This window comes from Anabaena azotica FACHB-119, assembly GCF_014697625.1.
GTDB classification, from domain to species: domain Bacteria; phylum Cyanobacteriota; class Cyanobacteriia; order Cyanobacteriales; family Nostocaceae; genus Trichormus; species Trichormus azoticus_A.
In genome coordinates this window covers 47346-61146 of the sequence record NZ_JACJSG010000008.1, presented here as the reverse complement: position 1 = coordinate 61146, position 13801 = coordinate 47346, and the positions used below count along the sequence as shown (strand labels likewise).

12 protein-coding genes are annotated in these 13801 nt (G+C 40.4%); 5 read left to right on the top strand and 7 right to left on the bottom strand.

Translation table 11 applies throughout. From position 1 onward, the window contains the following. Positions 1-677 precede the first annotated feature (677 nt). From H6G83_RS07460 to H6G83_RS07445, 4 genes are all read left to right on the top strand, one after another. The gene (locus tag H6G83_RS07460; protein ID WP_190469271.1) at positions 678-1055 is read left to right on the top strand and encodes a sulfite exporter TauE/SafE family protein; all 378 of its coding nucleotides are present in this window, start codon (positions 678-680) and stop codon (positions 1053-1055) included. A 276-nt stretch (positions 1056-1331) separates the two neighbouring features. Further along, positions 1332-2828, top strand: a complete 1497-nt coding sequence (locus H6G83_RS07455) for an aromatic ring-hydroxylating dioxygenase subunit alpha (RefSeq protein ID WP_190469269.1) — start codon at positions 1332-1334, stop codon at positions 2826-2828. 230 nt (positions 2829-3058) lie between these two features. Further along, positions 3059-3244, top strand: coding sequence for a hypothetical protein (locus tag H6G83_RS07450; RefSeq protein ID WP_190469266.1), 186 nt, complete (start codon positions 3059-3061; stop codon positions 3242-3244). Positions 3245-3300: 56 nt separating this feature from the next. Further along, a complete protein-coding gene (locus H6G83_RS07445) occupies positions 3301-3585 on the top strand; it encodes a prevent-host-death protein (RefSeq protein WP_190469262.1) in 285 nt (94 codons plus the stop codon). Here the strand turns inward: H6G83_RS07445 and H6G83_RS07440 are convergent. Then, entirely contained in the window at positions 3551-4744 is a 1194-nt protein-coding gene (locus H6G83_RS07440) for an RNA-guided endonuclease InsQ/TnpB family protein (RefSeq protein ID WP_190469258.1), read from the bottom strand. The genes H6G83_RS07445 and H6G83_RS07440 overlap by 35 nt on opposite strands. Positions 4745-5488: 744 nt before the next feature. On the opposite strand from H6G83_RS07440, the gene H6G83_RS07435 reads away from it, so the two are divergent. Next, entirely contained in the window at positions 5489-5911 is a 423-nt protein-coding gene (locus H6G83_RS07435; protein WP_190469255.1) for a hypothetical protein, read from the top strand. Positions 5912-6106: 195 nt separating this feature from the next. Here the strand turns inward: H6G83_RS07435 and H6G83_RS07430 are convergent, their stop codons facing one another. The 6 genes from H6G83_RS07430 to H6G83_RS07405 form a co-directional block, all read right to left on the bottom strand. After that, entirely contained in the window at positions 6107-7297 is a 1191-nt protein-coding gene (locus H6G83_RS07430; RefSeq protein WP_190469252.1) for an MFS transporter, read from the bottom strand. 654 nt (positions 7298-7951) lie between these two features. Further along, positions 7952-9799 (bottom strand): molybdate ABC transporter permease subunit, encoded by a 1848-nt coding sequence (gene modB, locus H6G83_RS07425; protein ID WP_190469249.1) that lies wholly within the window; start codon positions 9797-9799, stop codon positions 7952-7954. Between the two features lie 256 nt (positions 9800-10055). Next, positions 10056-10976, bottom strand: coding sequence for an N-acetylmuramic acid 6-phosphate etherase (murQ, locus tag H6G83_RS07420; protein ID WP_190469597.1), 921 nt, complete (start codon positions 10974-10976; stop codon positions 10056-10058). Between the two features lie 91 nt (positions 10977-11067). Next, positions 11068-11520: a DUF3110 domain-containing protein gene (locus H6G83_RS07415; RefSeq protein WP_190469246.1), complete on the bottom strand. Its 453-nt coding sequence runs from the start codon at positions 11518-11520 to the stop codon at positions 11068-11070. Positions 11521-12083: 563 nt separating this feature from the next. After that, positions 12084-12395 (bottom strand): RNA recognition motif domain-containing protein, encoded by a 312-nt coding sequence (locus tag H6G83_RS07410; protein ID WP_190469243.1) that lies wholly within the window; start codon positions 12393-12395, stop codon positions 12084-12086. A gap of 189 nt (positions 12396-12584) precedes the next feature. Beyond that, on the bottom strand, positions 12585-13682 hold the full coding sequence (locus tag H6G83_RS07405; protein ID WP_190469238.1) for a DUF6745 domain-containing protein: 1098 nt from the start codon (positions 13680-13682) through the stop codon (positions 12585-12587). Positions 13683-13801: the final 119 nt, after the last annotated feature.

Genomic DNA, 13801 nt, shown 5'->3' with positions numbered 1-13801 from the left:
TGAGCTTCAGATCCCCGACTTCTCAAAGAAGTCGGGGATCTTGTTAGTCACGTATGATTTAGCACAATAGTAGGGTGCGTCAGATGTGGAAAATCCTTTACTTTGTACGAAATTATTGGGGCTGACGCACCCTACTGGCGTGGCAAGGCTAAAAGGTTGCAAAAAATTTTCTTGTGGTGTAGGCATCTTGCCTGCACTGGACGGGCAAGATGCCCATCCCACAAGAGTTTGCTAATGCACAAAAGTAGTCTGGTCACGCCATTACAATAATTTTATTTTTACTTTATCAAGATTTACACACCAAGGTTATCTGTTAAGACTAGATGTAAGGGTGTAAGTTTTGAAGGTTTACACTCCTATACCCCTATACCCTTGCCTAAACTCTTGATTTTTCGTTTTTATGCGTAAATCCTGTTTATAAATCATCTCTCAGTCTAAATAACCTGTTGAAAATAAATCAATTTGTGTTAAGTAATGTAAAGCCGTAACAATTAAGTTTGTGGTCAGGATTTTAGTCTTGACTACAAAGTTTGATTGATTCATGTCATTTTACATATACCAATTTCTTATAAAATTGCGCTAAACAAATAATAGCTCGGCAGTTACATCAAGAAACGGTATTAGTGGATTTAATGAATCTGGTGGTATGTTACTGAAAACAAATTAAGGATATAAGCATGACTAGTATTTGGATTTGTCTAATTTTAGGATTAGTTGCAGGAATTATTAGCGGGATGACAGGTATTGGTGGCGGCATAATTATCTTACCCTCTCTAATTTTTTTATTAGGATTCTCCCAGCAACAAGCACAAGGGACTACATTAGCATTATTAGTTCTACCGATAGATTTATTAGCAGCTTGGGTTTATTACAAACAAGGATACGTTGATATTAAAGTAGCTGCACTCATTTGTTTAGGATTTATTTTTGGTGGCTGGTTGGGTGCAAAGGTAGGAACAAATTTACCTGCTGGAGCATTAAGCAAAATATTTGCAATTATCATGATTATCAGTGCTATCAAGGTTTTCTTTACCAATCCTGCTGAAGGTATATAAGCAGCAGAAAAGTTTTAGAACATGGCATTTTAATTGACAAGGTTTGGTTTTTCTACGGCGGTTTACTTAAGTATTGAATGAAACTAACTATAGTTTAAGCGGATATTTTGAGGAATATTTCTTAGGGAAGACTATCTGGAAGCTATCCCTAATTTAAAATTTGCAGAGTACAGCATCAGACTATTCTCTGTTCTCTGCTATATATCCTCAATTAGCCACTTGACATAAAACTGTACTAATTTCACTCAAGCCACCAAAATAGTCAAAAATTTAACTATGACCACTGATATCAAGCTGTTAGGAAATATCCAGAACAACAACTCATTTAACAATTCAGCAAATGAAGAATTGCCAGCAGCATCTGAAATCTTCCAATGGACAAAGCAGTGGTATCCAGTAGCAGTGGTAGAGTACCTTGATGCTAGCCGTCCCCATGCCATGCAATTATTAGGCAAGGATATTGTTTTGTGGCGGGATGGTTCTGGTCAATGGCGCTGTTTTGAAGATTTTTGTCCCCATCGACTAGTGCCACTTTCAGAAGGTCGAGTTGAAGCTGATGGTACACTTTTATGTGCTTACCATGCTTGGCGTTTTGACGCTCAAGGAAACTGTGTAAATATGCCCCAGTCTAAAGACGAACAGACTGCGGTTAGAAATTGTGAAAATCAAAAATTCTGTGCGGTGGTTTATCCTACCCAAGAACGCCAGGGCTTGTTGTGGGTATGGGCGGAAGCGGGAGAAAAAGCTCAGGAAGAAAGCCAGTTGCAGACACCGCGTATTGTGACTGAATTAGAAGATAATTTAGATAGGGTGGAAAAGTCTCCTTGGAACTTTCGCGATTTGCCCTATGGGTGGGATTATTTTATGGAAAATGTCTGTGATCCTGCTCATGTACCAGTTTCTCATCACGGGATTGTAGGCGATCGCTACAAAGATTCCAAATACTACGATATGATTCCTGTACGCCACATATCCACCCAAGATGGGTTTGCTTTTGAGATTCAACCAACACAAGGCAACATAGTACAGGCAATTCACGATTTTCAGCCACCTTGTTACATGAAAATTACCTCCACTTCCAAGGACGGTAGACAGTTAATTTTAGCTTTGTATGCTACCCCAACCCGTCCAGGCTGGTGTCGTCATATTGGTTGCCAAGTTTTCGTCAAAAATTCCCAAGGAAAGAAACCCCAAGGATTATCTTTTTTTGGACTACCCTTACCAATTTGGTTGGTTCATGTATTAGCATCGTTATTCCTACACCAAGATATGGTGTTTTTGCATTATCAAGAAGCAATTATTACCCAAAAAAGAAAGGGTAAATGGCTAGATGCAGTTTATACACCAAATCCCCAAGATAAAATGGTGATTGCATTACGTCGCTGGTTAGAAAATCGAGCTGGTGGTGGTATACCTTGGGCAGAAGCATATAACAATGACATACCTCAAGCCGAAAAAGATAAACAAAAATTGTTTGATGTATGGACAACACACACTCAAAATTGCACAGTTTGCCAAAATGCCCTAAAAAATATCAATCGTTTGACTGTCTTGAGTTATGTAGCTGCGACTGTCTGTTTATTTGTGGCGGTAATTCTTGATGCTAGAACTGTGGCTATGCAAGCAGTAGGTGCATCTCTGTTCAGCCTCCCCCCGATAGGATTTTGGTTAGCGCTTGCGGCTGGTATTTTGTTGGCTGTATTGGGATATCAATTAAAAAGGTTTAGCCGACTATTTTATGTATATGAGTTTGAACACGCTCATAATGATTAAGAAATGTATAGAAATCTGCTTTGATAGCTGAAGTATATAGGAAACAGGCAACAGGTTTGAAAGCCTGTGATTGTAAAGGTTTTATGATTGGCTGCTTCATGACTATGTAAATTTACTTGTATTGCTAATATTAATTTACAATCAAGTTATGTGAATATGTAGCTGTGTACGAAAACTAACTAGACTAACCGCTAGTTGGCAGGTAGTTTGACGAGTTCATAGTACAACACATGAAACAGCAAAAAACTCGACGCAGCCGGGGTGTAACTTTAACTCTCCAAGGCTGGGCTAAACTTCAAGATGCCAAAGAGAAAGCTGAATGGAAAGATAATGCTGGAGATGGCTTTTCTTTGGAAGAATTGAGCGATCGCCCACATCAACGCTATCATCAAAAGTGCAATCGCTTGGAAAAATAAGCTAACTTGAGAACAGCCTTTATATCCAATACTTCCAAAACTTGGAGGTTTTTCCAATGAAATGGACACTTGAAGAAGCCAAAACACAGCTAACTTCCATAATTAATGCTACTAGCCAAGAACCTCAGCTAATTTATACTCAAGAGGAACTAGTGGCTGCAATTGTAGACCCTGAGCTTTTTAAAGAATTTTTAAACTGGCGGCAAAAAACTGCAAAAACATCTGTAGCCCAAGCTTTTAAAGAACTTCAGCAGTTATGTAGCGAAGAAAACTATAGCTTAGAGATACCACTACGAAGTAAACTACCTACGCTCCCGCAAGCGGTGAGCGTAGGCTTTTAAGTAGCCCTGAACTGTCTGTACTGAGTTCACAACACAAACAGTTCGAGCCTCCAGGCTGGTTTACAAAAACAGCCCCAATAGTAGCAACATTTTTTGCTCCATTAAAATCAGCGTCACCACTCCAAGAACAAGCCTCATTAGTACATTTAAAACGCTTGTCAGAACGCAGTCCAATGTGCAGACATTGGTGGCAAGTTTGGCTGGTATATGCCGGAGGTACGGTAATCACTTCTACTCCGAACTGAACACCTTTGTATTCCAAGAAAGAACGCAATTGATAAAAAGACCAAGAGTTAGAACGTCTACGTTCTGTTTTACTCCTTGGCTTTTGATTGGTTCTTTCACGAATACCCGTTAAGTCTTCAATTGCCACTGCTGCATTATTTTTTAATGCGTCTTGAATAATGGACTTACTGATGTTGTGGTTTAGCCATTGCTGAAATCTCCTCTCCTTGCCCGACAACCGTTGCAAAATCTGTGTTGCCCTGCGGCGAGTAGACCTTGTGCCTTTCGTGGCTTTTTTCTGGAGAGAACTTCTCACCCTAGAAAATTTATCTCTAACATCGTTAATTTGTTTTCCATCCCACTTATCACCATTGCTAGTTGCAGCAATGTCTCGCCTTCCGAAGTCAACACCAATTACGTTATTAGATTTAATTGGTTCTGGTGCTTCGTCTTTAATTTGGATGTGGATGTAGTAGTTGCCATCACGATGTTTACATAGCTGTGCTGATGTAGGTTTTCTACCTTTTAACTTACCTCTTTGATAATTACCAGCATCAATTTTGATATGTTCCCTACCGTTCATTAAAGTCAAGCTAACAGTCCAGTCCTTCTCTCTAAACGAGAAAATTCTGGCATCATAATCAGCCGATGTTGGCTTAAATACTTTAACTGGCTTGTCTTTAAGTTTGGCAGTTTTGCGATTAGCTCCAACCCTGGCACAAGCACGAACAGCTAAATTTGCACTCAATCCAAATAAAGCGCGAATCTCGTTATAAACCAGATTTTGAATAGTGGTCTTGCTGGTTATTTGAGGCTTAACTTTCTGGTTGGCGTAGTTACACGCATCAGCAAAACCTTTCAGTACCAGTTCGATTTCTTCTGCTTGTTTTTGAGAGGGACTGAGTTTGCAAACTAGCGTCAGCACTTGTTCCATGACGCGCGACCTAATCACTTATGAATATAATACATCAAAGTAGTCGCGTTGTATCAAAGACTTATTTGGCAAAAACTCAACTGCCTCTCTCCCTGTTAAACCTGCGGTTTAATTTAGTCAAGAGGCGTTTCGTTTTTGCCCCGCAATTCCTCAAGGGCGCTGACCCTATCGGGTTCAGTGTGAGCCTCCTTGCGGTAGTAGGTGACCGCGAAAATAATTACCTACCTACAGTGCGTAGATGCAAAGTGGCGTATTACCAAACATTGCCCACATCACCCCATCACCAAAAGAGTGATCGCTAATTTGAGACAGTTGCTCAGAGTGCGATCGCCTATATCACCCCATCATCAGCAGTGCGTAGGCGTAGCTTGTCGTAGATATTGCAGTATCTTTCTCAAAATACTTAATTACTTTCTCATTTCTATAAATTCAGTTAGCAAACCGCAGTTTGTTAACTCATTTAGCTAAAATGCTTTCTCATTTCAGTGTTTTTCGCAAGCAAACCGCAGTTTGTTTATTCATTTAGTTAAAATGCTTTCTCATTTCAGTGTTTTCCGCAAACAAACCGCAGTTTGTTTATTCATTTAGGTAAAATGCTTTCTCATTTCAGTAATTCGCGTATTTATCAATACTATTGCTTGTAGCAAAAGTTTTTGTATATTTGCCAAAATTTTCTCAGGCTGATTGATACCGAGTTTTTTTAAAGTAGATAATATTAACTCTACAATTTGCTAAAGTGCGTATATGCGTAGACAAAGAAGTTCTCCAATATTAAAAAAAGCAGTGCGTCGTGCAGCCGGGATGAACTCAATTAATCCAAATTTAGATGTAGGTAATGGACTGACTCTACCTGCTTTTTCAAAACTAATTAATACAATGCAAACCAAAGAGAACGCATACAACAGCGCTCTTGCTAACCTGGATAAGTTGTATCAAGAAATGCTGGAAACAGAGCGTCAGTTAGCAGATATGACAGAACATATACTGATGGGAGTGGGCGTTGTCTATGGTAAAAGCAGTGTAGAGTATGGTATGGCAGGAGGTGTTCCCAAAAATCAACGCCGTAAGAGACTCCGAGGCGAGTCGCTAACTAATTCTCAGCAATCTTCATTTGTTCCTAGTGTAGAAGATTACAAAAATGGAAATCAACAAGCAATAAATACCTAAAAATTATGCGATCGCCTTGATGAGATAGTTTATAATTATGCACTTGGCAATCGCAATTAATTTTTTAGTTGATAGAAAACACATTTTTAACAGTCAACAGTTATCAGTTAAATACATTAGTAAAAAGCGTCAATATACGCTTTTTTATTCCCCACTATACGCTTGATAACTGATAACTGATAACTGATAACTGATTTAAGAGGCTTGATTTGTGATTGTTGTTGAAACATCAGCTTTTAATTTCACCCAAGCAAAGAAAGGAATTGCTAAAAGCTGAGTTGCAGAAGAGAAAATAATCAATGTTATCAGAGAATGGTCGTACAAAACACCCATGAAAGTGCTACCTAAAAACCAAGATAAACCATAACCAGTGCTGAAAATGCCGTAAGCAGTGGCGCGTTTATTCATGGGAACCATACCAGCGATCGCCGCTTTTAAAATAGACTCTTGCGCTCCCATACCAATACCCCAAAATGCTATGCCTAAAAGCGCTAGCTGGCTATCTCCTAAAAATACCAATGGGGCAAACAGACAAGAAAGAAATGCAGCAATAATTAAAATAGAAATGCCTAATCTATCAAATAGGTAGCCAAAAATTAAAGCGGCGATCGCATCAACACCCATAGCCAAAGCATAATATAAAGGAATGGTTTGTCCCGTGGCTATATTTGATTTTTGAAAATGGAAAGCAATGAGAGGGAAATCTGCATATCCCGCCGCAATAATTGCCACCGCACCTAAATAAATCCAAAATATTCGGGGTAATCCTTCTTGTTGCTTTTGCTCCTCAGTTTCCTCTTCAAAATCACTAGGATTAGGATAAATAAATTGTAATACTAACAACACTATCAATCCCAATACCGCAGGTACAATCAAAATCGTAAAGCCATGACGATATTCCCCTTGGAAATAAACCATTGCAGCCACAGCCAAAGGCCCCATAACTGCACCGGTTTGATCCATTGCTTCATGTAAACCAAAGCCAAAGCCTCTGCCAATTTGACTAACACCGTGGGAAAGCAGCGCATCTCTTGGGGGAGTACGTATAGCTTTACCAGTGCGTTCCGCCATCATCAGCCCTGCGGCTGCTTCCCATCTTCCAGCAAAAGCTAAAAGCGGTACAACGGCAGTATTCAAGATATAGCCTAATGTTGTGATTCCCCAATATTTGCGTGATTGGTCACTAAGATAGCCAATTACCAAGCGCAAACCATAGCCAATTAACTCACCAAAGCCCGCTACTAAGCCTACCACAGTGCCGCTAGCGCCCAAAACCTCTAAATAAGCCCCCGTAATACTCCGCGCCCCTTCATAAGTCGCATCGGCACAAAGGCTAACAAAACCCAATAAAATAACAAACCTCAAAGCGGCTGATTTCTGTGGCATACCATTCTTTATCAGTGAACAGTTATCAGTTAACAGTGAACAGTTATCAGTTATCAGTTAACAGTGAACAGTTATCAGTTATCAGTTAACAGTGAACAGTTATCAGTTAACAGTGAACAGTTATCAGTTATCAGTTAACAGTGAACAGTTATCAGTTATCAGTTAACAGTGAACAGTTATCAGTTATCAGTTATCAGTTAACAGTGAACAGTTATCAGTTATCAGTTAACAGTTAACAGTGAACAGTTATCAGTTATCAGTTATCAGTTAACAGTTATCAGTTATCAGTTAACAGTGAACAGTTATCAGTTAACAGTGAACAGTTATCAGTTATCAGTTAACAGTGAACAGTTATCAGTTATCAGTTAACAGTGAACAGTTATCAGTTATCAGTTAACAGTGAACAGTTATCAGTTATCAGTTAACAGTGAACAGTGAACAGTTAACAGTGAACAGTGAACAGTTATCAGTTATCAGTTAACAGTGAACAGTTATCAGTTATCAGTTGTCAGGTTATGTTCCAATACGGTTCAGATAAGAATAATTAACCGCCGATTAACGCCGATTAACGCCGATAAATCAAGATGTTTAAACAGTATTGTCACCGAATCTAGCCTTAACTGAACTGTATTGGGTTATGTTTACCTTTCACTGTCACCTTTCACTGTCACCTGTCACCTGTCCACTCATCAAAATCAACCGTAGAGGATCTAATGTTACGTACCAAGGAAATGGTTGTTCTTTCATAGTTAGCCATTTTTCCTTGAAGACTTCTGCTTGCAGATGGTAATCTTGGGGGCTGTTAGCGGGGGAATGGAGTGTGAGGAATAATGTCATGCGGTGGGGTGTTTCACTTGTCCGCACTAGCCAGCAAGGGAAGGTGTTCTCTTGGTTGGGGTCGTTGGTAAAGTTGATTTGATGGGCGCGGATGCCTATGTGCGATAATTCTTGAGGAATTTGTTCAATTACCTTGAGACTACAACCCCAATCAATTGCTTCTACCTGTTGCGGTGATTGCACAACGGCACTAGAAAAGTTTTTACATCCGGTAATTTGGGCAACACTCATAGTCGCAGGATGCTCGAAAATCTCATATTTAGAGCCATAATGCACTGGGCTACCATGTTCTAACACCAACAAATTCGGGCAGATACGATAAGCTTCTTCCATGTTGTGGGTGACCAATAAAGACGCACCTTTGTAGTCTGCGAGAGTTTGAGTCATTTGCTGTTCTAATTGACTACGCAGATGGGTATCGAGGGCGGAAAATGGCTCATCTAACAATAAGGCTTCTGGTTGACTGGCTAAAGCCCTAGCTAATGCTACCCGTTGTTGTTGTCCTCCAGAAAGTTGATGCGGATAACGATCGCCTAATCCCTGTAACTGCATCGCCACAAGTTGTTCTTGTACTTGCGATCGCATACTGTTAGTTGATAAATTTTTAGGTAAGCCAAAAGCAATGTTTTGTGCTACCGTCATGTGGGGAAATAGGGCATAGTTTTGGACTAAAAATCCAATGCGGCGATCGCGGCTAGGTAAGTTAATTCCCTGTTCTGAATCAAATAAAACCCTACCATTTAAAACTATCCGCCCCTGTATAGGCGTTTCAATCCCCGCAATACACCGCAAAATCATACTTTTACCCGCACCTGAACCACCCAACAACCCCAAAGGTTGCTCATCAGTAGTAAAAGCTACTTTTAACTGGAAACTCGATAATTGCTTCTCTATATCTACCAACAGTTCCACCCCAGAAGTAGACGCAGACAACAACGCCACCTCAGTTTCTGGTTCTCCTTGTCCCTGTTGTCTTGTTTGTCCCCCTTGCTTCCCTTGTCTTTGCTTCTCCCTTAACTCTTGCCAAAAGTTAACCGCGAAAATCCCTGATAGGGAAGTAGCCATAATCACAATCGACCAAAACCAAGCTTCCTCCGTCGCCCCTGCTTCTACAGCAAAATAAATAGCCATCGGAATTGTCTGAGTTTGTCCGGGGATATTACCAGCCAGCATTAAAGTTGCACCAAACTCACCCAAGGCGCGGGCAAAAGCTAAAGTAGTTGCAGCGACAATTCCAGGGAATGCTAAAGGTAAACTGATGCGCCAAAATATGGTTGCTTCACTAGCGCCCAGGGTTCTCGCTACCCGTAGCAAATTACTATCAATCTGTTCAAAAGCTCCCAGTGCAGTTTTATACATGAGGGGAAAAGAGACAACTGTCGCTGCGATCGCCGCCCCATACCATGTAAAAACTATAGTCAAGTCAAAAGGCTGCATCAGCTTGCCGACAGGGCCATTTTTACCGAAAAATAACAGTAACAAAAAGCCCACAACTGTAGGCGGTAAAATCAAAGGTGCAACAAAAATCCCCTCAATCAGTGATTTGCCCTTACCGCGATAACTCAACATCCAATAAGCACTAGCAATTCCTAAAAAGAAAGTAATGAATGTGGCGAGTAAGGAAGTTTTCAGCGATATCCAAAGCGGCGACAAATCAAATGGCATGATGATAGGTAGGTGAAATTTGTAATTCTTAATTACTATGGGTTTAGGGTTTTTTGAACAACGAGAACAGGTAATAATTCCTTTTTTAGCTCTAAATAATAATCTACCAACTTTTTATCAGAAAGGTTGGTAGATTACAACAGATTAGCTGTCAAGGTTTATTGATATTGATTTTTGACCAGCATCACGTCCGTTTTTCTATTCGCCTAAGCCCTAAACAATTACCAATTACCCATTACCAATTACCCATTACCAATTAAGTTTGCTTTTTGTAACTAGCCACCGCTTCCCGCAAATTCCCTTGATGTGAGGCTAAAAGTTGATTACCTGCGTCTTTATCCAAGCCAGTCCAGTGCATGAGCAGCGCCAGCTTTACCCATTTACCACTACGTTCTAATAAGAAACCTGCCGCTTCTCGACTTAAACCGGTGAGGTCTTGTAAAATGCGTAAAGCGCGATCGCGTAACTTTTGATTAGTGACTGCCACATCCACCATGCGATTGCCATAAACTTTACCTAGTTTAACCATCACACCAGTAGACAAAATATTTAACGTCAATTTAGTTACAGTACCAGCTTTGAGACGAGTGGAACCCGCCAATATTTCCGGCCCCGTTAACAACCGAATATCAACATCAGCTGCAAAACTTACTTGTTCTGTGGGAACACAAGCAATGAAAATTGTCAAGGCTCCGCGTTGACGAGCGGCGTTAATTGCACCGTGGACAAAAGGTGTAGTTCCACCCGCAGTAATACCCACAACAACATCAAGTTGGGTAATATGACGTTGAGCGATCGCCGCATCTCCATCTTCAGCGCGGTCTTCTAAATCCTCAGAACTGCGTACCAGTGCGCCAGCACCGCCGGCGATAATTCCTTGCACCAACTCTGGAGGTGTACAAAAAGTTGGTGGACATTCAGCCGCATCTAACACCCCCAACCTGCCACTAGTGCCAGCACCAATGTAAAACAAGCGTCCTCCCTGACGCAAGCGATCGGCTGTTCGTTCAATCGCCTCTGCAATCTCTACCTTAGCCGCCGCCACCGCCGCCACTGCCTTTTGGTCTTCACTATTAAACAACTCCACCAACTCCAAAGCACTGAGTTGGTCTAAGTTCAGACTCAGAGGATTGACTTGTTCCGTCAATAAATGCCCGCGTTCCTGCAAATTTGCCATGTATTTAATGTTAAGCGCCATAAAGTAATTTAGTCAAAAATCCTCAGCCCATAGTTATTCTTGACTAATGACTAATGAATAAACGACTAAGTTACAACAATCCTTCCAATTTGCGACGAATATTATCCAACTCAGTAGCAGAAAATTCTGTATCTTGTGCTGGTGGTACTTGGTCAGCCTCGAAAATTTCGTCGTCAGTATCCTCATCATCATACTGACTATCAGCTTGCCAGTCAGTTTCCTCCACATTAACCTCTGGAGGAATCACCAAGTCACTGTTTTCAGGGATAAATTCCCAATCATAACCAGCACTTTCGCAAAATTCCTTAATTTCTTCAGCATCAATTCCCTCTACCGTAGGCGTAGGGAAATCCTGAGCTTCCAACATCAGCGCAAAACGAACAGCATCATCTTGAGATTCAAACATAAGTATTTTATTGCGTAGCTTGCCACCGGAGGCATCGCCCACACGCACCGTATGAATCCCTTCATTTTCCGTATTAGCGTTAAAAATTAAAACAAAAACCCGCATTGGCGTAATCATCTATCCTTATGTTCCGAGGTCTATTGATTAATTAAACTTTTAGACCGTGTACCTGGGAAAGTCACAGCAATATTTTCACTTTACCAAGATTGGTCATTAGTCATTAGTCATTAGTCCATAGTCATTAGTTATTCTGCCCTGTTCCCTCATCTTCCTCATTTTCTCCACCTGAAACTGCCCTTTTGACAGCCCGTCTTTTCGCTCAGAACGGGAGGTTAAACAGTCCTGACTTTTCACGGGATCTGAAAAACCCCACTTCCATTCCTCTCCCCACTAGGAGAGAGGCTTTGATTTCTCCCCCGGCTGGGGGGTTAGGTCTAGCGTTAGCTTTTCCACATGACGTGAAAAGTCAGAAACAGACAAGGGACTAAAGAAGAATAACTATGGACTATGGACTATGGACTATGGACTATTGACTATTGACTATGGACTATGGACTATGGACTATGGACTATGGACTATTGACTATTGACTATGGACTATTGACCATTGACTATTGACCAATAACAAAGCAGACCAGTCAAACTGATCTGCTGATACAAATAATGAATTTTAGTCAAGATTTAATATTGGCGGGAGTAACCACCATTATTTCTTCCCCAACTACCACCACCGGAACGGGCGGGTCTGTCTTCCTTCGGACGAGCTTTATTAACTTTCATAACACGCCCCATCCATTCAGCACCATCTAGAGCTTGAATGGCGGCATCTTCTTCGGTTGATGATTCCATTTCGACGAAACCAAAACCGCGCAAGCGCCCTGTGTCCCTATCAGTGGGTAACTGAACACGTGTCACTGTACCGTACTCGGAAAATACTTTAGTAAGGTCGTCTTGAGTGACGCTGTAGGATAGGTTCCCTACGTATATTGACATGAAACTCTCCAGAATCCATTGATGCAGAGATGTTTATCCGGGAGCCGCTTGCAATTATTACTAACAACAAGATACGTATCGCCGTTAACTTCTCTATTTTAAATGTTACCACATCTTTATTATTAGTAAAGCTTTTAGCGATATTTTTGTGCAAATGTATGGTAAAATACGAAATTTTTATAATAACTATTAGCTTTGCCTAGAGAAATCTTCTGGATCGACTCCCCAATTTACCCAACGGATGGCTTCACGGGCTGATTTTGTCTGGGGTGGAACCCGCAAAACGTGAATAAATCCTGTGCTGGGGCAGGTCATTTTTAATAAATAGACTGGCTCAACATCTATAGGGTTGTCAATCTGCAAAAGGGTATATTCAGCCCAGCTATCTAGTTCCACTGCTTGCAGTTCTTGGCAGATCCGCGCGTAACCGATACCTTGGATTAAGATGCGGCGTAGTTCGGCGTTTGTTTCTGTGAGTAGCCATTGAGGTTTCCATCGCTGCGGGTGGAGTTTGCCGTACTTTTCCGGTAAGGTAACGCCATGATAGGAGTAGATGCTGTATCCGTCTGCAAACTGAATAGCTGTTTCGCCTTCAGCATGGAATCGATTTTCATTGTCAAATAATAATTTAGTGGGGCGATCGCAAATAAAACAACATTCTTCAAAAGGAAATATAAATACCCCTGCACGCACAACTTGATCGACAAATTGATAAACTTTAGGGTCGTAGTCACAATCAAGCTCTGAAGTAAAGAAATCGAACGTAGCAGCAGTAGAAAACCAATCAAATGAGGAAATGCCTTTTGGTTCTATTTTTTTACACCAAAACTGCCAAACTAACTCAGATTGATTTATGCTAAAAATCATCCGTAGTAAATCTAAGTTATTTTCTTCTCTTGCATCTAATTCTTCTAATTCATCTAAGGACTCTATATTTATCTTTTCTTCATTATTTAGATTTTGTATATCTATTAAATTAGCTTTATATAAAGAAGTTTTTTTGGCAAAGTCTTCTAGTTGATCATTGACAATTTTTTCTACATTTTTTGTGATATTTTTTTGCAGATGCTCTTGATTGGCATCTACCAGCATTTGGTTAATAGTAGTATACGGGCTATTACAAAAAATAACTTTTGGGGTTTTTATTCCCACCAATGAGTACATATATTCAACAATTTCTACTGCTTTCCTCCTATCAATTGGCTCAGATGAAAGGACTATATTTCGCCACCTCTCCAAGTAAGATGGAATCAAAGCTTTTTTCTCAGACGTTAGCTTATTTATCATTTTATTACTTTAAATTATCAAGTAATGTCTACAAAATTTTATACTTATATAACGTTAATAGCAGTTATGATATTTGCCTGTGAGAAGTAATTTTTGAGGAGTGTTTTAAAACGCAGAGG